Origin of the sequence: Pseudonocardia sp. ICBG162, assembly GCF_020496225.1 — a bacterium.
In the GTDB taxonomy this organism is placed as follows: Bacteria; Actinomycetota; Actinomycetes; order Mycobacteriales; family Pseudonocardiaceae; genus Pseudonocardia; species Pseudonocardia alni.
Map to the genome: position 1 here is coordinate 701,483 of NZ_JAHLJD010000017.1, position 19,927 is coordinate 721,409.

Sequence of the window (19,927 nt, forward strand, 5' to 3'; positions counted from 1 at the left end):
GGTTCGGAGGTGACATGGGCCGGGTGTGGATCGACAAGCAGACCCCCGAGGTGTTCCGGGCGATGACCGACGTCGTCGCGGTCGTGCGCGAGCGCGCCGCCGCGGCCGGGGTGGGCCGGGACCTGCTGGAGCTGGTGAACCTGCGGGTCTCACAGATCAACGGCTGCGAGACCTGCCTGGACACGCACTGGCGGGCGGGGCTCGCGGCCGGGCTGACCCCGCAGCGGATGACGCTGCTCCCGGCCTGGCGCGACAGCGCCCTCTACGACGACCGCGAGCGCGCCGCACTCGGTCTCGCCGAGGCCGTCACCCGGACCGCCGGGACCCACCTCGACGACGACGCCTACGCCGCCGTCCGCGGTGACCTCACCGACGACGAGGTGTCGGTGCTGGTCTGGGCGGCGATCACCATCAACGCGTTCAACCGGGTCTCGATCCTGTCGGCGCACCCCGTCCCCGAGCGCGACGCCGACGGCCGCGTGGTGCGGCGCCGGGCGTCCTGAGAGGCTGAGCACATGTCCGGCGACACCGACGACACCGTGGTCACCCACGACACGGGCCACCACCGATACGAGATCCTGATCGACGGCACCGTGGTCGGCCGGGCCGAGTACGTCGACGACCACGAGCAGCGGATCTTCCACCACACCGAGGTCGACCCGGAGCTGTCCGGGCGCGGGCTCGCGAGCACCCTGGTCCGCTTCGCGCTGGACGACACCCGCGCCGCCGGGCAGCGGATCGTGCCGGTCTGCCCGTACGTGCGGCGCTGGGTGTCGACCCACCAGGGCTACGCCGACATCCTCGACCTGGTGACGCCCGACGCCGTCGCCACCGTCCGGCGGAGGGCGCGGTGAGCAACGTCGAGACCGCGCCGGAGGAGGTCGTCTGCGGGGGCGACGCCGCCGCCGCGGAGCTGGTGACCCCGCGCGACGTGCCGCTGGGCGGGCCGCGCGCGATGACGGTGCGCCGCACGCTGCCGCGCCGTACCCGGTCGCTGATCGGGGCCTGGTGCTTCCTGGACCACTACGGCCCGGACCGGGTCGCCGACACGGGCGGGATGGCCGTGCCGGGGCATCCGCACACCGGGCTGGCGACGGTGTCGTGGCTGTTCAACGGGGAGGTCGAGCACCGCGACACCACCGGCGCGCACGCACTCGTGCGCCCGGGTGAGCTGAACCTGATGACCGCGGGGTCCGGCATCGCGCACTCGGAGTTCTCCACGCAAGGTACCGAGGTGCTGCACGGGGTGCAGCTGTGGCTGGCGCTGCCCGCCGCGCACCGGGACACCGCGCCCCGCTTCGAGCACTACGCGCCGCCCCGGGTGCGGGCCGGGGACGCCGCGCTGCGGGTGTTCCTCGGGTCGCTGGCCGGGTCGACGTCGCCGGTGGAGACGTTCACCCCGCTGCTGGGCGCCGAGGTCGTACTGCCCGCCGGGGCGGCGGTGACGCTCGACGTCGACGCCGGGTTCGAGCACGGCGTGCTGGTCGACGCCGGCTCGGCGCGGGTGTGCGGGACGGCGGCCGCGTCCGCCGAGCTCGTGTACCTCCCGCCGGGCCGGACGACCCTGGACCTGCACGCCGGCGACGACGGCGCCCGCCTCGTGCTGCTCGGCGGGGAGCCGCTGGGCGAGCAGATCGTGATGTGGTGGAACTTCGTCGGTTCCACCCACGACGAGGTCGCGGCCTACCGGGAGCAGTGGCAGGACGAGCGTGCCGCCGGAGGGCGGGACGGTGGGCGCTTCGGGGTGTTCCCGGACGCCTGGGAGTCGACGTTGCCGGCGCCGGAGCTGCCGAACGCGCGGTTGACGCCTCGGGGGTAGGGCGGGGTTCGCGGATCGCGAGGTGTGGCGGCGTCTCCGCAGCTCAGGGATTCGCAATAGCGAACGGAAACTAGAGATCGAACACACGTTCGAGTATCCTCGATGGTGTGACCGCCACCCAGGGACCACCCGCCCACGCCACCGGCGTGCCCAGCGGCGGGTTCCCCTCCGGTGACCTCACACTGCTCCGGTTCCTCGTCGAACAAGCCCTCAGCGCCGACACCTGCGCGTGGTCCGAGGCCGAGCTGGTCGACCAGATCCAGCAGATCGAAGCCCTCCAGGCCTCGCTCGCCGCCCTCCAGGCGAGCCGGATCCGCGCCTTCGCCCGCAGTCAGGTGGAGAGCGGCTCGACCGACCTGGATCCCGAGAAGCTCCACCGCAGCGTGGTCGCCCAGATCCAGCTCGCCTGCCGGGTCTCCACCACCGAGGCCCGAACCCGGGCGGCGAACGCCCGCGACCTGCACTCCGGGCTCGACCGGATCCGCGGCCTGCACCGAGCCAGCGAGCTCAGCGCCGCGAAGGTCACCGCGATCGCCGTCGAATGCCGCGACCTCGACACCACCCAACGCGCGCAGGTCGACGCCCGGCTTGCCACCAACCGGGACCTGACCCGGTACGGCATCGGCCGGCTGCGGGCGATGACCCGGCGTCTGGTCGCCGAGATCGCCCCCGACCGCTTCCGCGCCCGCGTCCACGCCGCCAAGGCCGAACGCCGAGTGACACTGCGCCCGGCACCGGATGCGATGAGCTACCTGACCACCTACGTCCCGGTCGAACAGGGCGCCGCCTGCCTCGCCGCGCTCCAGAGAGCGTTCGTCGAGGTCCAGGTCGACCCGCAGCCGCTGACCCGCACCCGCGGGCAGGTGATGGCCGACACCCTCGTCGAACGCGTCACCGGACAGGCCACCGCGACGGCGGTGAACCTCGAAGTACAGGTCACCGTGCCCGTGCAGTCCCTGCTCGACCCGCATTCCCCGCTGCCCGCCGAGATCCCCGGGCTCGGACCGGTGCCGGTCGACCTGCTCGCGAACCCCGAGGGCACCAAGTCGCTGCGCAGACTGCTCACCGACCACGGTCTGGTCATCGGCGGCGACTCCCGCAGGCGCACCTTCACCGGACTCCTCGCCACCCTCGTGAAAGCCCGCGCCGGGAACCGGTGCACCGAGCCCTACTGTGACGCTCCCGTCCGTCACCTCGACCACATCCAGCGGAATGCCGACGGTGGGCGGACGGAGCTGGAGAACGGGCGCGGGGTGTGCGAGTTCCACAACCACGTCCGCGAACAACCCGGCTGGCACGTGGCTCGCGCCCCCGACCGGGGCCGTCGTCACCACCACTCCGACCGGGCACACCTACCGCGGACCGGACTGACGACGATGCTGCTCGCAGACGTCACCCACATCGCATCGACGTCACACCGACCTGCACCGTCGACGACTGAGCCTCGGGGTCCCCGACCAGGGACGTGGTGCGGCGGTTCAGCCCAGGTCGGCGCGCACCACCGGGACGACCCGGCGCAGCTGCTCGAGCAGCAGGTCGGCGTCCCGTCCGTCGCGGGTGACGACGAGGTCGACCCGGCCGATCTCGCCGGACATGTCGACCCGCAGCGAGCGGACCTTCCAGCGGCGCGACCGCAGCATGGTGAGGACCTTGTACAGGCCGTCGTCGGCGTCGGTCAGCAGCAGCGAGACGACGTGACCGTGCTCGGCGGGATCGCTGTCGGTGCTGGTGCGCTCGGCGGTGAGGGCGTTCATCGGATCTCCGGTGTTCGAGGGCGAACGTCAGGATCCGGCCAGGTCCGGCGGGCACGACGTGCCACGCGCCGGCTCCCTGGCTTCAGCCGGCGCGCCGGGTAATGATCCGACCGCGCACGAATCGAGGGTAACAGCCGTCACCACCCCCGGGCAGAGCCGTGGCGATCGCGACGCGGATGCTGACCCCGTGCGGTACGTGGCGATCGGGGACAGCTTCACCGAGGGCGTGGGCGACGAGGACGCGGCGGGCGTCCCCCGCGGCTGGGCCGACCGGGTCGCCGCCGGGCTGGCCGGCGCCTCCGGCGAACCGGTGCACTACGCGAACCTGGCCGTGCGGGGCCGGCTGCTGGCCGACGTCGTCGGGCCGCAGCTCGACGCCGCGCTGGCGCTGGACCCCGCACCGACGCTGATCACGCTCAACGGTGGCGGGAACGACATGCTGCGCCCCCGCACCGACGTCGACGGGCTCGCCGCGCTGACCGCCCGCGCCGTCGACCGCTGCGCGGCGGCGGGGGTCCGGCTGGTGCTGCTCAGCGGCGCCGACCCGTCGGACCGCCTCCCGCTGGGGCGGGTCGTCCACCGCCGCGGCGCCGAGCTGTCGGCGACGGTGCGCACGCTCGCCACCGCCCGCGGGCTCACCTTCGTCGACGTGTTCGGCGACGCCGAGATCCGCAGGCCCGGCTACTGGTCGGACGACCGCCTGCACCTGGGCACGCCCGGGCACCTGCGCGCCGCCGGACTGGTGCTGGAGGCACTCGGGGTGCGGGGCGCGACGCCCGCGACGACCGTCGCCACGACCCCGCCGACCGGGCCGGCCGCGGGGCTCGCGTACTACCGCGCCCACGTCCTGCCCTGGGTCGGACGACGCCTGCGGGGCCGGTCATCCGGGGACGGCCGCCCGGCGAAGGCCCCGGCCTGGACCGTCGTCCCGGCGCGCTGAGCTGCGGCGACCCGCGACACCGCGATCACGGAAGCCGCTGGGAGTGCGTTCGGGCAGGTCCCGCAGCGCGTCGAGCCGGTGGTGATCACGCGGCGGCGCTGAGGGTCACAGGTCGGCCAGCGCGGACAGCGGGGACTCGACGGCGTCGGCGACGAACCGCAGGAACCCGCCCGCGGTGCCGCCGTCGCAGACGCGGTGGTCGAACACCAGTGACAGCTGGGTGATCGACCGCGGGACGACCACGCCGTCGACGACCCACGGCCGCGGCAGCACCCGTCCGACGCCCAGCATCGCGACCTCGGGATGGTTGATGATCGCGGCGCTGCCGTCGACGCCGAGCACCCCGTAGTTGTTCAGGGTGAACGAGCCGCGGGTCAGCTCCGCGGCGGTGACCGAGCCGTCCCGGGCGGCCGCGGTGAGCCGACGGATCTCGGTGTCGAGTCCGCGCATCCCGAGGCGGTGGGCGTCGGCCACCGAGGGGACGACCAGGCCACGGTCGGTCTGCGCGGCGATGCCGAGGTGCACCCCGTCGAGGTGCACGATCTCCCCCGCCTGCGTGTCGACCCGGGCGTTGAGCTCGGGGAACCGCGCGAGACCGGCGACGACGAACCGGGCCAGGATCGCGAGCAGCCCGACCGGGCGACCGTCGGCGCCGGCGAGCTGCGGGCGCAGGGCGAGCAGGTCGGTGGCGTCGACGTCGACCCAGGTCGTGGCCTCGGGGATCTCGGCGCGGCTGCGGGTCAGGGTCTCGGCGACGGCGCGGCGGACCCCGCGGAGCGGCACGACCTCGCGCACCGCGAGCCCGGTGCGGGGGTCGCGGTCCGGTGCGATGGCGGTCGTCGCGGCGGGCGGTGCAGCAGCGGCGGGCGGTGCTGCGGCGGGCGGCGCGGCAGCGGGCGGCGCGGCAGCAGGCTCGGCGGCGGCAGCCTCCGCGGCGCGTGCGGCGGCGAGTGCCACGTCGTGGCGCAGCACCATCCCGCCGAGCCCGGTCCCCTCGACCGTCGCGAGGTCGATGCCGTGGTCGCGGGCCAGCCGCCGCACCACCGGCGACTGCACCGGCCGGCGCTCCCCCGGCGCGCGCTCGGCGACGGACGTCGCCGCCGGGACCGCGGGCGCGGCAGCGGGCTCGGGCTCGGGCTCGGGCTCGGGCGAAGCGGCGGGTGCGGCGGCGGGCTCGGGCGCGAGCGCGGGGGCACGCTTCGCGGCCCGGCGACGCCGGCGGGCCCCCTCGTGCCCGCCGGACATGCCGTACCCGATCAGGACGTTCCCCGACCCGGCGTCCTCGGCGTCCCCGACCGAGACCAGCGGCTCCCCGACCCGCAGCGTCTCGCCCTCCGCGCCGTGCCGGGTCAGCACCGTGCCCGCGTACGGCGACGGCACCTCGACCACGGCCTTCGCCGTCTCGACCTCGGCCACGGGCTGGTCGACGCCGACGGTGTCCCCGTCGGCCACGAGCCAGCGGACCAGCTCGGCCTCGGTCAGCCCCTCCCCCAGGTCGGGCAGGGTGAACACCTGCGCGCTCACGCCGCGTCCTCCCAGCCGAGCGAGTCGACGGCGTCGAGCACCCGGTCCACCCCGGGCAGGTGGTGCTGCTCCAGCTTCGGCGGCGGGTAGGGCACGTCGAACCCGGTCACCCGGCGCACCGGCGCCTCGAGGTGGTGGAAGCACCGCTCGGAGACCCGGGCGGCGATCTCCGAGGCGACCGAGGCGAACCCCGGGGCCTCCGCGACGACGACCGCCCGCCCGGTCCGGCGGACCTGCGCGCAGACGGTCTCGTCGTCGAACGGGACGATCGACCGCAGGTCGACCACGCCCAGGTCACGGCCCTCGCGGGCGGCCTCCTCGGCGGCGGCGAGCGCGACCGGGACCGTCGGGCCGTAGGCGATGAGCGTCGCGTCGACCCCGGGGCGGCGGACGACGGCACGTCCGATCGGCGGCACCGGGACGGTCGTGTCCACCTCCTCCTTGGTGAAGTAGTGCTTCTTCGGCTCCAGGAAGACCACCGGGTCCGGGTACTCGATCGCCGCGCGGAGCAGGCCGTGGGCGTCGGCGTTCGTGGCCGGGGCGAGCACGGTCAGCCCGGCGGTGTGGGCGTAGTACGCCTCGGAGGAGTCGCAGTGGTGCTCGACGCCGCCGATCCCGCCGGCGTAGGGCACCCGGATGACCATCGGCAGCCGCATCCGGCCCGAGGTGCGGTTGCCGAATTTCGCGACGTGGCTGGCGATCTGCTCGAACGCCGGGTAGGCGAACGCGTCGAACTGCATCTCGACGACGGGCCGCAGCCCGTTCATCGCCATCCCCACCGCGGTGCCGACGATGCCGGACTCGGCGAGCGGGGTGTCGAAGCAGCGGTGCTCGCCGAACTCGGCGGTGAGCCCGTCGGTGACCCGGAAGACCCCGCCGAGCGGGCCGACGTCCTCCCCGAACACGACGACGGTCGGGTCGGCGGCCATCGCCTCGCGCAGTGCCGTGTTGATCGACTGCGCCATGGTGAGCTTCACGGGACCGGTGTTCACGGCATGACCTCCAGCTCGGCGCGCAGCTGGTCGCGCTGCTCGCGCAGCTGCGGGGTGGGGTGGGCGTAGACGTGCGCGAACAGGTCCTCGGGGTCCACCGGGGACTCGGTCGCGATGCCGGTGCGCAGGTCGGCGGCCATCCGCTCGGCGTCGTCGGTGAGGGCGCGCTCGGCGTCGTCGTCGAGCAGGTCGTCGGCGCGCAGCCGGGCGCGCAGGCGTACCAGCGGGTCGCGGCCGGCCCAGGAGGCGACCTCGCTCTCGTCGCGGTAGCGGCCCGCGTCGTCGGCGTTGGTGTGGGCCTCCATGCGGTAGGTGTCGGCCTCCACCAGCGTCGGGCCGCCACCGGAGCGGGCCAGGGCGACGGCGTCGTCGAGCACGGTGAGCAGCGCGGGGAGGTCGTTGCCGTCGACCCGCACGCCGGGCATGCCGTAGCCGACCGCCTTGTCCGCGAGGCTGGCGGCGGCGCTCTGCCGGTGCAGCGGCACCGAGATCGCGTACTTGTTGTTCTGCACGAGGAACACCACCGGCGCGCGGAAGACCGCGGCGAAGTTCAGCGCCTCGTGGAAGTCGCCCTCGCTGGTGGCGCCGTCGCCGCAGAGCGCCAGGACGGCGTCGGGCTCGCCCTTGAGCCGCGCCGCGTGGGCGACGCCGACGGCGTGCAGCAGCTGCGTCGCGAGCGGGGTCGCCTGCGGGGCGACGCGGTGGGCGGCGACGTCGTAGCCGCAGTGCCGGTCCCCGCGCAGCATCGTGAGCACCTCGACCGGGTCGACGCCGCGGGCGACGATCGCGGCGGTGTCGCGGTAGGTCGGGAAGAGCCAGTCGCCGTCGGCCAGCACCATCGCCGCGGCCACCTGGCAGGCCTCCTGGCCGCGCGAGGACGGGTACACGGCCAGGCGCCCCTGCCGGACCAGCGCGCCGGCCTGCTCGTTGAGCCGCCGGGCGTGCACCAGGCCGCGGTAGCCGGCGAGCAGCCGGTCCGGCGGCGGGAGCTGCGCGCCGGGCACGGTGGTGCCGTCCGGTTCCAGCAGGCGGACGGTCTCGCGCCGGTCGTCCACGATGACTCCCCTCCGTGCGGACACAGTGCCTCGAGAATGGCGCATGATCCGTACGATCGGCCCGTAACAAGGAGATGACGAGACGATCGGCCCGCAGCACGGCACAGCCCCGGACGAGTGGTCCGGGTCACCGGTGCCCGGCGGGGCCCAGTGAGACGAACGGAGGGTGCCGGTGCTCGACGACATCGACCGGCGGATGGTCGCGGAGCTGCAGCGCGACGGCAGGCTGACCGGGCGCGCGCTGGCCGAGCGCCTGACGATCTCGCGGGCGAACGCCTACGCCCGCCTCGCCCGGCTCGTCGACGACGGCGTGGTCACCGGGTTCACCGCACTCGTCGACCCGGACAGGGTGGGGCTGCACACCTCGGCGTACGTGACGCTGACGGTGCGCCAGAACAGCTGGCGCGAGCTGCGCGAACAGCTGCGCGCGATCCCCGAGGTCCGGCACATGGCACTGGTCGGCGGGGACTTCGACGTGCTGCTGCTGGTGCGCACCACCGGCAACGACGCACTGCGCAGCGTCGTGCTCGAACGCCTGCAGGCGCTGCCGACGGTCGTGTCGACGCGGACGATCCTGATCTTCGAGGACGAGTCCCGCTAGCTGCGGGCGGGCGTCTCCCGCTCGGCCCAGGCGGTGTCGAGGAGCTGCCGCAGCGCGTCCGCCGGCTGGGCGCCGGCGACGCCGTAGCGGTCGTCGACGACGAGGAAGGGCACCGAGGTGATGCCGAGGCGGCGGGCCAGGTCCTCGTCGGCGCGGACGTCGTCGAGGTACCGGTCGGAGCCGAGCACGGCGCGCACCCCGTCGTCGTCGAGGCCGGCGTCCACCGCGATCCGGGCGAGCGCCCCGGGGTCGCCGATCGGCTCGCCGTCGGTGAACGAGGCCCGCAGCAGCCGGCCCTTCAGCTCGTCCTGCACCGTGGCGCCGCCGGTCTCCCAGGCGTGGTGCAGCAGCCGGTGGGCGTCGACGGTGTTGCCGTGCCGGGCCCGGTCGAAGCGGAACTCCAGGCCGTCCTGCGCGGCGGTGGCGGCGACGCGCTCCTGCATCCGCCGGGCCTCCTCGACGCTCATGCCGTACTTCGACGCCAGGTGCTCGGCGCCGCCGCTGCGCTCGCGGGGTGCTTCCGGCTCCAGCTCGAAGCTGCGCCACCGCAGCGTCACGTCGTCGCGGTGGGCGAATCCGGCCAGCGCGGCCTGCAGCCGGGCACGCCCGATCGCACACCACGGGCAGACGACGTCGGACCAGATCTCGAGCTTCACAACCGGCCGCAACCGGCCGGGGACCCGCCGCATTCCCTCAGCGGCGGTCCTTGAGCCGCTGCAGCTTCCCGACCGAGCGCTCCAGGGTGTCGGGGTCGACGACGTCGCAGGTCACGGAGATGCCGACGGTCTCCTTCACCGCGCGCACGAGCTCCGCGGCGGCCGGGTCGCGGCGGTCGGCGGGCGTGTCGCCGCGGGCCTCCACGCGCACGGTCATCGCGTCGAGCCTGCCCTGGGTCGTCAACTCCAGCTGGAAGTGCGGCGCGAGCCCGGGCGTGCGGAGCACGATCTCCTCGATCTGGGTCGGGAAGACGTTCACCCCGCGCAGGATGATCATGTCGTCGGACCGGCCGGTGATCTTGGCCATCCGCCGCATCTGCGGCCGCGCTGTGCCCGGGAGCAGCGTCGTGAGGTCGCGGGTGCGGTAGCGGATGATCGGCAGCCCCTCCTTGGTGAGGCTGGTGAACAGCAGCTCGCCCTCGGAGCCGTCGGGCAGCGGGGTGCCGTCGAGCGGGTCGACGACCTCGGGCAGGAAGTGGTCCTCCCAGATGTGCAGGCCGTCCTTGGTCTCCACGCACTCCTGCGAGACACCGGGTCCCATGACCTCGGACAGCCCGTAGATGTCGACGGCGTGGATGCCGGCCCGCTCCTCGATCTCGGCGCGCATCTGCTCGGTCCACGGCTCGGCGCCGAAGATCCCGACCTGCAGGCTCGTCGACCGGGGGTCGACGCCCTGGCGCTCGAACTCGTCGAGCAGGGTGAGCATGTAGCTCGGGGTCAGCATGATGACCTCGGGCTCGAAGTCGCCGATGAGCTGCACCTGGCGCGGGGTCATCCCGCCGGACACGGGGATGACGGTCGCGCCAAGCTTCTCCGCGCCGTAGTGCGCGCCGAGCCCGCCGGTGAACAGGCCGTACCCGTAGGCGACGTGCACGCGGTGGCCGGGGCGCCCGCCCGCGGCCCGGATCGACCGGGCGACGAGCCCGGCCCACCGGTCGAGGTCGCCCGCGGTGTAGCCGACGACGGTCGGGCGGCCCGTGGTGCCCGACGACGCGTGGATCCGCGCGATCCGCTCGCGCGGCACCGCGAACATGCCGAACGGGTAGGTCTCCCGCAGGTCGGCCTTGGTCGTCGTCGGGAACTTCGCGATGTCGGCGAGCTCGCGGCAGTCGTCGGGGTGCACGCCGTGCTCGTCGAACTTCGCGCGGTAGTGCGGCACGTTGTCGTAGGCGTGCCGCAGCGACCACTGCAGACGCTCCAGCTGCAGCGCGCGCAGCTCGTCGACCGACATCCGCTCCGCGGGGTCCAGCAGCTCGGCCGGGGGCGCGTCGCCCGGGCGCTTCGTGGCGGTCGTCATCACGCGTCCTTCTTCGCGACGAGGGTGAGCACGTCGTAGCGGGCGACGGACTCGCCGTCCTGCCGCGTGACGTCGGCGTCCCAGCGGACCTCGCCGTAACCGGCGGACTCGCGCGGGGTGAGCTGCTTGCAGGTCAGGGTCACGGTGAGCTCGTCGTCGAAGCGGACCGGGGTGAGGAAGCGCAGCCCGTCGACGCCGAAGTTCGCGAGCACCGGGCCCGGGTCCGGGTCGACGAACAGGCCCGCGGCCAGCGAGACGACCAGGTAGCCGTGCGCGACGCGCTGCCCGAACAGCGGGTTCGCCGCGGCGGCGGCCTCGTCCATGTGCGCGTAGAACGTGTCGCCGGTGAACTCGGCGAAGTGCTCCACGTCCTCCCGGGTCACCCGGCGCGGGCCGGCGACCAGGCAGTCGCCGGGGCGCAGCTCCTCGAGATGTCTGCGGAACGGGTGCACGTCGCTGGTGTGGCGCTGCGCGCCGGTGACCCAGCGGCCGGTGATCGCGGCGAGCGAGTCGGGGTCGGCCTGGACCGCGGTGCGCTGCATGTGGTGGAACACCCCGCGCACGCCGCCCATCTCCTCGCCGCCGCCGGCGCGGCCCGGGCCGCCGTGGACGAGCTGCGGCAGCGGCGACCCGTGCCCGGTGGACTCGCCCGCGTCGCGGGCGTTGAGCACGTGCACGCGGCCGTGGAACGGCGCGACACCGAGCACGACCTCGCGGACGAACCCGGGGTCGGCGGAGACGACGGACCCGGCGAGCGAGCCCTGGCCGCGGGCGGCGTAGTCGATCAGCTGCTCGGTGGTGTCGTAGGGCAGCACGGTCGACACCGGGCCGAACGCCTCGACCTCGTGCGGCTCGGCGCGGTCCGGGTCACCGACCAGCAGCAGCGGGGAGACGAACGCGCCCCGGTCGGCGTCGGCGCCGGTCACCTCGACCCGGTCGGGGTCGCCGAACACGATCCGGCCGGCGTCGCGCAGGGCCTTCACGCTGCGGCGGACCTCCTCGCGCTGGTCGAGGCTCGCGAGCGCTCCCATCCGGACGCCCTCGGCGCCGGGGGCGCCGACCACGACCCTCGCGAGCCGCGCGGTGACGGCCTCGACGACGGCGTCGACGTGTGCGCGCGGTACGAACGCGCGCCGGATCGCGGTGCACTTCTGGCCGGCCTTGACCGTCATCTCGGTGGTCAGGGCCTTCACGAACAGGTCGAACTCCTCGGTGCCGGGCGTCGCGTCCGGGCCGAGCGCGGCCAGGTTCAGCGAGTCGGCCTCGGCGGAGAACCGCACGGAGTTCCGGACGATCCCGGGGTGGCTGCGCAGGGTCTGCGCGGTCGACGCCGAGCCGGTGAAGCTCACCAGGTCCTGCCCGGTGAGGTGGTCGAAGGTGTCGCCGATCGAGCCGGCGACGAACTGCACCGACCCCTCGGGCAGCAGGCCGGAGCCGATGATCAGCTCGGCGAGCTCCGCGGTGAGGAACGCCGTCGGCGACGCGGGCTTGATCAGCGTCGGGACGCCCGCGAGGAAGGCCGGGGCGAGCTTCTCCAGCGGGCCCCAGACGGGGAAGTTGAACGCGTTGACCTGCACCGCGACCCCGTGCAACGGGGTGAGCACGTGCTGGCCGAGGAACGTCCCGCCCCGGCCGAGCGGCTCGACGTCGCCCTCGACGTGGATCGTGTCGCTGGGCAGCTCGCGCTTCGCCTTGGAGGCGTAGGCGAGCAGGACGCCGATGCCGCCGTCGACGTCGAACTTCGAGTCGCCGAGGGTGGCGCCGGTCCGCGCGGAGACGGCGTAGAGCTGCTCGCGGTGCTCGCGCAGGTGCTGCCCGAGCGCCTTCAGCAGGGCGGCACGCTGGTGGAAGGTGAGCTCGCGCAGCGCGGGCCCGCCGGTCCGCCGCCCGTACTCCAGCGCCCCGGCGAGGTCCAGGCCATCGGCGGAGATTCGGGCGACCTCCTCGCCGGTCACCGCGTCGTACAGCGGGCGGCCCTCGCCGCTCCCGGTCTGCCAGGTACCGGAGAGGTGACTGCGGAGCAGGGTCATCGGCGAGCCTCCGTCGCGCTTCGTCGTCGCGGGTCAGCGATTGAACCGACCGTTCGTTCGGGCGAACCTAGCACCGGTCCACGGAACCGCACCAGGGTCCGTCCGGACGCCGGCAGGACGGGGAGACCGATCGTTCGGTCGGCCGCTAGGCTCACCGGATGACCTCCCCCGCCACCGGCACCGATCCCGCCGTCCTCGTGACCCGCGACGAGACCGACCCGTCGGTCGCGGTGGTCACGCTGAACCGGCCCGCGAAGTACAACGCGCTCACCGTCGAGCTCAAGGAGGCGCTGCTCCCCGCGGTCGTCGAGGTCGCCGGGGACGAGTCCGTGCGCGCGATCGTGCTGACCGGCGCGGGGAAGGCGTTCTGCGTCGGGCAGGACCTGGGCGAGCACGCCGCGGCGCTCGACGTCGACCCGGTCGACGCCCTGGGCACCGTGCGCCGCCACTACAACCCGCTGATCCGCGCGCTCAACGAGGCACCGAAGCCGGTGGTCGCCGCGATCAACGGGCCCTGTGTGGGCGCCGGGCTCGGCATCGCGCTGGCCACCGACCTGCGGATCGCCGCGGAGGGGCTGAAGTTCGCGACCGCGTTCACCGGGATCGGGCTGTCCACCGACAGCGGCCTCGCGGCGTCGCTCGCGCACGCCGTCGGCGTCTCCCGGGCGACCGAGCTGGTGCTGCTGAACGAGCAGTTCACCGCCGAGGACGCCCGCAACTGGGGCCTGGTGCGCGACGTCGTCCCGGCCGACCAGGTCCTCACCACCGCGCTGGAGCTCGCGCGCCGGCTGGCCGCCGGACCCACCCGCGCCTACGCCGAGGTGAAGGGCGCGCTGCGCTTCGGCGCGGTCAACGAGCTCCCCGCCGTCCTGGAGTACGAGGCCGACGCCCAGGTCCGGCTCTCGACCACGCGCGACCACCAGCAGGCCGTGAGCGACTTCCTCGCGAAGAAGAAGCCCGTCTTCGAGGGCCGATGAGCTCGCCGGTCAAGCGGGCCCGGCGACCCAGCGGCGGCCGCGACGCGCTGCTCGAGACCGCGGTCGGGGAGTTCATCGACCGCGGCTACGACGCGACGTCGATGGAGGACCTCTCGCGGGCCGCCGGGATCACGAAGTCGTCGTTCTACCACCACTTCGCGGGCAAGGAGGCGCTGCTGCGCGCGGCGCTGGAACGCGCCGTCGACGGGCTGTTCGGCGTGCTCGACCTGCCCGAGGCCCGCACCGGCTCCCCCGCCGACCGGCTGCGGGTGATCGTCGCCGCGCAGGTCAGGGTGCTGATGGCCGAGCTCCCGTACGTCACCCTGCTGCTCCGGGTCCGCGGCAACACCGAGACCGAGCGCTGGGCGCTGGAACGCCGCCGTGCGTTCGACGCGGCCGTGCGAGCCCTGGTCCGCGACGCCGTCGACGCCGGCGAGGTCCGCTCCGACGTCGACCCCGCCCTGGCCGCACGGCTGCTGTCCGGCACGATCAACTCGATCGTCGAGTGGTACCGCCCCGGCCGCCCAGGGACCGCCACCCTGCCCGAGGACGTCGTCCGCGCCGCGTTCGCCGGCATCGTCCCGGCGCCGTGACCGACGTCCGGGTCCGCGTCCGCCCCGAGGTCGACGACGTCGCGCTCTCCGCGCTGCACGCCGCCGGGTTCGACGAGACCCCACGCCTGCGACGCTGGTCCGCCCAGCTCGCCGCACACAGCCTGAGCTGGCTCGACGCCCGCGACGGCGACGCGCTCGCCGGGTTCGTCAACCTCGCCTGGGACGGCGACCGGCACGCGTTCCTGCTCGACCTCGTCGTCGCCGACGGGTACCGCCGCCGCGGGATCGGCCGGGCGCTGGTCGCCGGGGCAGTGGAGCAGGCCACCGCGGCGGGCTGCACCTGGCTGCACGCCGACTTCGCCCCCCACCTGACCCCCTTCTACCGCTCCTGCGCCCTCCCCCCTACCGACGCCGGCCTCCTGCGCCTGCACCGCTGAGCAGTCGATCAGCACGTTCTCGCCCGTGACGGGGCGGAAACGTGCTGATCGATCACGCGTGACCGCCTCGGGACGTCAGGCGGCGGCGAACCTCGACGGCCAGGAGGTCGGGGTGGGCCAGCCCGAGCGCGACCACGACCTCCACCGGTACCCCGCGCGGTGCGCAGTCCGCCCCCAGCATCTCGGCCGCGGCCCAGCCGCCCAGCGCGGCCCGCCCGGTCCCGGCTCCGATCGCCCCGACCGCGACCGCCCCGGCCTCGCACCGCAGTAGGAAGGTGTCCGGGACGTGCGCGGCGACGAACACCCCGCGCACGACCGGACGGAACCGGGGCCCCCGCAGCTGCTTCGAGGTGACCACCCCGGCGCGCACCGCCGCAGTGCCGAGGAACGGCCGCGTGAGATCCATGCCCCTTGGACCGCCCCACCCACCGCCCGGTTCCTCCGGAGTCCCGGCCCGGCACCGACCACCGCGCGGGGGCCGGGGTTGCGGGATCCCCCGCTCATCCGCCACACTCGTAGCCGAACGAACATTCGGTACGGAGGTGTCCAGTGACGAGCACCGCGCCATCCCCGGCGGAGCTGGAGGAGCGGTTCGACGCGACGATCGCGGCGGACCAGCGGATCGAGCCGCGGGACTGGATGCCCGAGGCCTACCGCAGGAGCCTGATCCGGCAGATCGCCCAGCACGCGCACTCGGAGATCATCGGGATGCAGCCGGAGGGCAACTGGCTGCTGCGTGCGCCGTCGCTGCGGCGCCGGGCGATCCTGCTGGCCAAGGTGCAGGACGAGGCCGGCCACGGCATGTACCTCTACGCGGCCGCCGAGACCCTCGGCGTCGACCGCGAGGAGCTCACCGAGAAGCTGATCGACTCGAAGCAGAAGTACAGCTCGATCTTCAACTACCCGACGCTGTCCTGGGCGGACATCGGCGTCATCGGGTGGCTGGTCGACGGCGCGGCGATCGCGAACCAGGTCCCGCTGTGCCGCTGCTCCTACGGGCCCTACGCCCGGGCGATGATCCGCATCTGCAAGGAGGAGTCGTTCCACCAGCGCCAGGGCTACGAGTCGCTGCTCGCCCTGACCGCGGGGACCGAGGCGCAGAAGCGCATGGTCCAGGAGTCGGTGGACCGCTGGTGGTGGCCGTCGCTGATGATGTTCGGCCCGGCCGACAGGGACTCCCCCAACACCCACCAGTCGATGGCCTGGGGCATCAAGCGCCACACCAACGACGAGCTGCGCCAGCGCTTCGTCGACATGACCGTCCCGCAGGCGGCGGTGCTGGGCGTCACGCTGCCCGACCCGGACCTGCGCTGGAACGACGAGCGGCAGGCGCACGACTTCGGCGAGCCGGACTGGTCGGAGTTCACCGCCGTCGTCTCCGGGGCGGGGCCGGCGAACCGGCAGCGGCTGGACCACCGCCGTCGCGCGCACGAGAACGGGGCGTGGGTGCGCGAGGCGGCGCAGGCCTACGCGGAGAAGCAGGAGGCACGGGGATGAGCGAGCAGGACATGACCGCCGAGGGCGGCCACGGCGCCGTCCCGACGACGGGTGTCGAGACCGGGCAGGGCGAGAAGCCGAGCCGTCGCGCCTGGCCGCTCTACGAGGTGTTCGTCCGCGGCAAGCGCGGGCTCAACCACGTCCACGTCGGGTCGCTGCACGCCGCGGACGACGAGATGGCCCTGCACAACGCGCGCGACGTCTACACCCGCCGCAACGAGGGCGTGAGCATCTGGGTGGTCCGTGCCGACGCGATCACCGCGTCCAGCCCGGACGAGAAGGACCCGTTCTTCGCCCCGAGCGGGGACAAGGTCTACCGGCACCCGACGTTCTACGCGATCCCGGAGGAGGTGCCGCACCTGTGAGCGGCTCCGTCTACGACGGCCTGACCGAGGAGGGCGACGACCCGCGCTGGGCGTTCGGGTCGGGGTTCGAGGACAGCGAGGCGGACATCGTCGCGCCGGTTCCCGCGGGCACCGATCCGGCGGACCTCGCGGAGTACTGCCTGATGCTCGGCGACGACGCGCTGGTCCTGTCCCACCGGCTGACCGAGTGGGTCTCGAACGCCCCCGAGCTGGAGGAGGAGGTCGCGCTCGCCAACACCGCGCTCGACCTGCTCGGCCAGGCCCGGGTGCTGCTGTCGCGCGCCGGGCACCTGACCGGCCGCGACGAGGACGCGCTGGCCTACTGGCGCGAGGTGTCGGAGTTCCGCTGCGTCGGGCTCGTCGAGCCGTCCGACGACCTGGACTTCGCCCGCGCCATCGCCCGGCTGCTGGTGTTCTCCACCTGGCGGCTCGCGCTGCTGCACCGGCTCACGGACTCCGCCGACCCGGTGGTCGCCGCCGTCGCCGCGAAGGGGGTCAAGGAGGTCACCTACCACCGTGACCACGCCGCGCGCTGGACGCTGCGCCTCGGCGACGGCACACCGGAGTCGCACCGGCGCATGCAGGACGCGCTGGAGTGGGTGTGGCCGCACCTCGGCGAGCTGTTCCGCACCACCGACACCGAGCGACGCCTGGTCGCCGCCGGTGTCGCCGTCGACCCGGCGGACACCCGCGAGGAGGTCGACGCCGTCCTCGCGCAGGTGATCGGGCGCGCCACGCTGACCGTGCCGCAGGTCCCGCCGACCGGCACGATCGGGGGCCGCGGCGGCCGCCAGGGCGTGCACACCGAGAAGCTGGAGCCCGCGCTGGTCGTGCTGCAGAGCCTCGCGCGCCGGCACCCCGGGGCGTCCTGGTGAGCGGGGCGGGCGGGGTCGTCGCGCAGGTCGTCGACCCCGAGATGCCGATGCTCACCCTCGACGACCTCGGCGTGATCCGCTCGGTGTCCGAACAGGACGACCGCGTGACGGTCACGATCACCCCGACCTACTCCGGCTGCCCGGCGATCGAGGAGATGCGCGCGGACATCCGCGGCGCGCTCACCGCGGCCGGGTACGCGCGCGTCGAGGTGCGGACGGTGTTCTCCCCCGCCTGGAGCACGGACTGGATCAGCGAGGCCGGGCGGCGCAAGCTCGCCGAGGCCGGCGTCGCGCCGCCCGGGAGCGCCCCGCGGACGGGCGGGCCGATCCCGCTGACGCTGGACGCGCCGTCGACGGTCGTGCCCTGCCCGCAGTGCGGCTCCCGGGCGACCGAGGAGCTGTCGCGCTTCGGCCCGACCGCGTGCACCGCGCTGCGGCGGTGCACCACCTGCCGTGAGCCGTTCGAGCACATGAAGGAGATCTGATGAGCGAGCGGCGCGCGGCGGCGTGGCAGGCCCGGGCCAACCAGGCGTACGGCCGGACGACGCTCGCCCTGGACGACGAGATCGAGGCCCTGCTGGCCGAGGACGACGCGCTGCCCGCCGGCTTCCACCGGCTCGTGGTGACCGAGGTCGACCGGCTGTGCGACGACGCCGTCGCCGTCACCTTCGACGTCCCCGAGGACCTGCGCGGGCACTACGACTTCCGGCCCGGCCAGTACCTGACCCTGCGGAAGGACACCGCCGACGGCGAGGAGCGCCGGTCGTACTCGATCTGCTCCGCCGCCGGGACCGCGCCGCGGGTGGGGGTGCGCCGGGTCGACGGCGGGCTGTTCTCCGCCTGGCTGGTCGACGAGGTGGCCCCGGGCGACGTCGTCGAGGTCGGCCCGCCCGCCGGGTCGTTCACCCCGGAGCTGACCGCGGGCACGCACCACGGCCTCGTCGCCGCCGGGTCCGGGATCACCCCGGTGCTGTCGATCGCGGCGTCGCTGCTGGCCGCGCACGACGACACCCGCGTCACCCTCGTCTACGGCAACCGGCGGACCGACACGGTGATGTTCACCGAGGAGATCGCCGACCTGAAGAACCGCTACGGCCCGCGGCTGCACCTGCTGCACGTGCTCTCGCGCGAGCCCACCGAGGCCGAGATCGTCAACGGCAGGCTGGACGCCGACCGGCTGCGGCTGCTGTTCACCGCGCTGGTCGACACCACCGACGTCGACGACTGGTGGCTGTGCGGCCCGCTCGGCATGACCGAGGCCGCGGTCGCGGTGCTCGGTGAGCTCGGCGTCGAGCGGCGCCGGGTGCACCGCGAGCTGTTCTACGTCGACGAGCCGCCGCCGGAGGTCGACCGCCACGAGCCCGAGCCGGACGGCGACGGCGCGCAGGTCACGGTCGTCCTCAACGGACGGTCGACGACGCTGGCCGTCCCGGCCGGCGAGTACGTCCTCGACGCCGCCCAGAAGGTCCGCGGCGACCTGCCGTTCGCCTGCAAGGGCGGGGTGTGCGGGACGTGCCGGGCGAAGGTGACCGGCGGCGAGGTGACCATGCGGCGCAACTACGCGCTGGAGGACGACGAGGTCGCCGCCGGGTTCGTCCTCACCTGCCAGTCCCGCCCAGTGACCGACACCGCCACGGTCGACTACGACGCCTGATACTGGCGGGCATGACCACGTCGCGTCGCGGCCACCCGGTGGGACCGACCGGGTCGGTCGTGGTGCGCGCGCTCGGCCTGCTCGACGCGTTCGGCCCCGACCGGCCCGCGCTGTCGCTCAGCGACCTCGCCCGGCACGCGGACGTCCCGTTGTCGACCGCGCACCGGCTCGTCGCCGACCTGGCGGCGTGGGGCGCGCTGGAACGTGACGACGAGGGCCGCTACCGGATCGGGCTGCGCGTCTGGGAGCTCGGCGCGCTCGCCCCGCGCGGGCAGGCGCTGCGCGAGACGGCGCTGCCGTTCCTGGAGGACCTGTCCCGGGTCACCCGGGAGAACGTGCAGCTCGCGGTGCGTGAGGGCGCCGAGGTGGTGTTCGTCGAGCGGCTCGCCGGGTCCGGCGCGGTCCCGGTGCAGACCCGGGTCGGGGGGCGTTTCGCGCTCACCGCGACCGGGGTCGGTCTGGTGCTGCTCGCGCACTCGCCGCCGGAGCTGCAGGACGAGGTGCTGGGCGCGCGGATCGAGCGCTACACCCCGTTCACGGTGACCGACCCGCAGCGGATGCGCCGCATGCTCGCCGACGTCCGCCGCGACGGCCACTCGGTCAGCGACCGGCAGGTCACCGACGACGCGCTGTCGGTCGGCGCCCCCGTCTCCGACGCCCGCGGCCAGGTCGTCGCGGCCGTCTCGCTCGTCGTGCGGCACGGCAGCGTGTCCGCCCGCGCGCTCGCCCCGCTGGTGCGCACCACCGCCGCCGGGATCAGCCGCGCGCTCAGCACCACCACGCGCTGAAACCCTTCCATTCTCCGGAAGGGACGTACGGCGCGGCCCTCGTCGCCCCGCA

22 protein-coding genes are annotated in these 19,927 nt (G+C 74.3%); 14 read left to right on the forward strand and 8 right to left on the reverse strand.

Annotation, left to right across the window (positions count from 1 at the left end):
• Positions 1 to 14: 14 nt before the first annotated feature.
• From KPL60_RS17405 to KPL60_RS17415, 3 genes are read left to right on the forward strand one after another with little or no spacing between them, the layout of a single operon-like run.
• Entirely contained in the window at positions 15 to 503 is a 489-nt protein-coding gene (locus KPL60_RS17405) for a carboxymuconolactone decarboxylase family protein (RefSeq protein ID WP_226366480.1), read from the forward strand.
• Positions 504 to 515: 12 nt separating this feature from the next.
• Positions 516 to 854 (forward strand): GNAT family N-acetyltransferase, encoded by a 339-nt coding sequence (locus tag KPL60_RS17410; RefSeq protein ID WP_226350478.1) that lies wholly within the window; start codon positions 516 to 518, stop codon positions 852 to 854.
• The gene (locus KPL60_RS17415; RefSeq protein WP_226366481.1) at positions 851 to 1,819 is read left to right on the forward strand and encodes a pirin family protein; all 969 of its coding nucleotides are present in this window, start codon (positions 851 to 853) and stop codon (positions 1,817 to 1,819) included. The genes KPL60_RS17410 and KPL60_RS17415 overlap by 4 nt, the downstream gene beginning before the upstream one ends.
• A gap of 1,478 nt (positions 1,820 to 3,297) precedes the next feature.
• Here KPL60_RS17415 and KPL60_RS35150 read toward each other — a convergent pair.
• On the reverse strand, positions 3,298 to 3,573 hold the full coding sequence (locus tag KPL60_RS35150) for an ACT domain-containing protein (protein ID WP_226350651.1): 276 nt from the start codon (positions 3,571 to 3,573) through the stop codon (positions 3,298 to 3,300).
• A 187-nt stretch (positions 3,574 to 3,760) separates the two neighbouring features.
• On the opposite strand from KPL60_RS35150, the gene KPL60_RS17430 reads away from it, so the two are divergent.
• Complete coding sequence (locus KPL60_RS17430; protein WP_226366482.1) at positions 3,761 to 4,513, forward strand: SGNH/GDSL hydrolase family protein; 753 nt, start codon at positions 3,761 to 3,763, stop codon at positions 4,511 to 4,513.
• A gap of 105 nt (positions 4,514 to 4,618) precedes the next feature.
• On the opposite strand, the gene KPL60_RS17435 is transcribed toward KPL60_RS17430, so the two are convergent.
• Genes KPL60_RS17435 through pdhA form a run of 3 tightly spaced genes read right to left on the reverse strand, consistent with a single transcriptional unit; the run spans position 4,619 to position 8,084 of the window.
• Positions 4,619 to 6,037: a dihydrolipoamide acetyltransferase family protein gene (locus KPL60_RS17435; RefSeq protein WP_226366483.1), complete on the reverse strand. Its 1,419-nt coding sequence runs from the start codon at positions 6,035 to 6,037 to the stop codon at positions 4,619 to 4,621.
• Positions 6,034 to 7,002, reverse strand: a complete 969-nt coding sequence (locus KPL60_RS17440; RefSeq protein WP_226350650.1) for an alpha-ketoacid dehydrogenase subunit beta — start codon at positions 7,000 to 7,002, stop codon at positions 6,034 to 6,036. The genes KPL60_RS17435 and KPL60_RS17440 overlap by 4 nt, the downstream gene beginning before the upstream one ends.
• Before the next feature lie 23 nt (positions 7,003 to 7,025).
• Positions 7,026 to 8,084, reverse strand: a complete 1,059-nt coding sequence (gene pdhA, locus KPL60_RS17445) for a pyruvate dehydrogenase (acetyl-transferring) E1 component subunit alpha (RefSeq protein WP_374228704.1) — start codon at positions 8,082 to 8,084, stop codon at positions 7,026 to 7,028.
• A 166-nt stretch (positions 8,085 to 8,250) separates the two neighbouring features.
• Between pdhA and KPL60_RS17450 the strand changes: the two genes are divergently transcribed.
• On the forward strand, positions 8,251 to 8,685 hold the full coding sequence (locus KPL60_RS17450) for an Lrp/AsnC family transcriptional regulator (RefSeq protein WP_226366484.1): 435 nt from the start codon (positions 8,251 to 8,253) through the stop codon (positions 8,683 to 8,685).
• Here the strand turns inward: KPL60_RS17450 and KPL60_RS17455 are convergent.
• Genes KPL60_RS17455 through paaZ form a run of 3 tightly spaced genes read right to left on the reverse strand, consistent with a single transcriptional unit; the run spans position 8,682 to position 12,728 of the window.
• Positions 8,682 to 9,341, reverse strand: coding sequence for a DsbA family oxidoreductase (locus KPL60_RS17455; protein WP_226366485.1), 660 nt, complete (start codon positions 9,339 to 9,341; stop codon positions 8,682 to 8,684). The genes KPL60_RS17450 and KPL60_RS17455 overlap by 4 nt on opposite strands.
• 37 nt (positions 9,342 to 9,378) lie before the next feature.
• On the reverse strand, positions 9,379 to 10,698 hold the full coding sequence (gene paaK / locus KPL60_RS17460; RefSeq protein ID WP_226366486.1) for a phenylacetate--CoA ligase PaaK: 1,320 nt from the start codon (positions 10,696 to 10,698) through the stop codon (positions 9,379 to 9,381).
• Positions 10,698 to 12,728 (reverse strand): phenylacetic acid degradation bifunctional protein PaaZ, encoded by a 2,031-nt coding sequence (gene paaZ / locus KPL60_RS17465; protein ID WP_226366487.1) that lies wholly within the window; start codon positions 12,726 to 12,728, stop codon positions 10,698 to 10,700. The genes paaK and paaZ overlap by 1 nt, the downstream gene beginning before the upstream one ends.
• A 158-nt stretch (positions 12,729 to 12,886) precedes the next feature.
• On the opposite strand from paaZ, the gene KPL60_RS17470 reads away from it, so the two are divergent.
• From KPL60_RS17470 to KPL60_RS17480, 3 genes are read left to right on the forward strand one after another with little or no spacing between them, the layout of a single operon-like run.
• Positions 12,887 to 13,705, forward strand: a complete 819-nt coding sequence (locus tag KPL60_RS17470; protein ID WP_226366488.1) for an enoyl-CoA hydratase/isomerase family protein — start codon at positions 12,887 to 12,889, stop codon at positions 13,703 to 13,705.
• On the forward strand, positions 13,702 to 14,298 hold the full coding sequence (locus tag KPL60_RS17475; RefSeq protein WP_226350469.1) for a TetR/AcrR family transcriptional regulator: 597 nt from the start codon (positions 13,702 to 13,704) through the stop codon (positions 14,296 to 14,298). Before KPL60_RS17470 ends, KPL60_RS17475 begins: the two co-directional genes overlap by 4 nt.
• Positions 14,295 to 14,696 (forward strand): GNAT family N-acetyltransferase, encoded by a 402-nt coding sequence (locus KPL60_RS17480; RefSeq protein ID WP_226350468.1) that lies wholly within the window; start codon positions 14,295 to 14,297, stop codon positions 14,694 to 14,696. The genes KPL60_RS17475 and KPL60_RS17480 overlap by 4 nt, the downstream gene beginning before the upstream one ends.
• Before the next feature lie 52 nt (positions 14,697 to 14,748).
• On the opposite strand, the gene KPL60_RS17485 is transcribed toward KPL60_RS17480, so the two are convergent.
• On the reverse strand, positions 14,749 to 15,102 hold the full coding sequence (locus KPL60_RS17485; protein ID WP_226350467.1) for a hypothetical protein: 354 nt from the start codon (positions 15,100 to 15,102) through the stop codon (positions 14,749 to 14,751).
• A 143-nt stretch (positions 15,103 to 15,245) separates the two neighbouring features.
• Between KPL60_RS17485 and paaA the strand changes: the two genes are divergently transcribed.
• From paaA to KPL60_RS17515, 6 genes are read left to right on the forward strand one after another with little or no spacing between them, the layout of a single operon-like run.
• Positions 15,246 to 16,193, forward strand: coding sequence for a 1,2-phenylacetyl-CoA epoxidase subunit PaaA (gene paaA, locus KPL60_RS17490; RefSeq protein ID WP_226366489.1), 948 nt, complete (start codon positions 15,246 to 15,248; stop codon positions 16,191 to 16,193).
• The gene (gene paaB / locus KPL60_RS17495; RefSeq protein ID WP_226350465.1) at positions 16,190 to 16,558 is read left to right on the forward strand and encodes a 1,2-phenylacetyl-CoA epoxidase subunit PaaB; all 369 of its coding nucleotides are present in this window, start codon (positions 16,190 to 16,192) and stop codon (positions 16,556 to 16,558) included. Before paaA ends, paaB begins: the two co-directional genes overlap by 4 nt.
• Positions 16,555 to 17,433, forward strand: coding sequence for a 1,2-phenylacetyl-CoA epoxidase subunit PaaC (gene paaC, locus KPL60_RS17500; RefSeq protein ID WP_226350464.1), 879 nt, complete (start codon positions 16,555 to 16,557; stop codon positions 17,431 to 17,433). The genes paaB and paaC overlap by 4 nt, the downstream gene beginning before the upstream one ends.
• The gene (gene paaD / locus KPL60_RS17505) at positions 17,430 to 17,918 is read left to right on the forward strand and encodes a 1,2-phenylacetyl-CoA epoxidase subunit PaaD (RefSeq protein ID WP_226366490.1); all 489 of its coding nucleotides are present in this window, start codon (positions 17,430 to 17,432) and stop codon (positions 17,916 to 17,918) included. Before paaC ends, paaD begins: the two co-directional genes overlap by 4 nt.
• Complete coding sequence (gene paaE, locus KPL60_RS17510) at positions 17,918 to 19,087, forward strand: 1,2-phenylacetyl-CoA epoxidase subunit PaaE (protein ID WP_374228706.1); 1,170 nt, start codon at positions 17,918 to 17,920, stop codon at positions 19,085 to 19,087. The genes paaD and paaE overlap by 1 nt, the downstream gene beginning before the upstream one ends.
• Before the next feature lie 11 nt (positions 19,088 to 19,098).
• Positions 19,099 to 19,875 (forward strand): IclR family transcriptional regulator, encoded by a 777-nt coding sequence (locus KPL60_RS17515; RefSeq protein WP_226350462.1) that lies wholly within the window; start codon positions 19,099 to 19,101, stop codon positions 19,873 to 19,875.
• Positions 19,876 to 19,927: the final 52 nt, after the last annotated feature.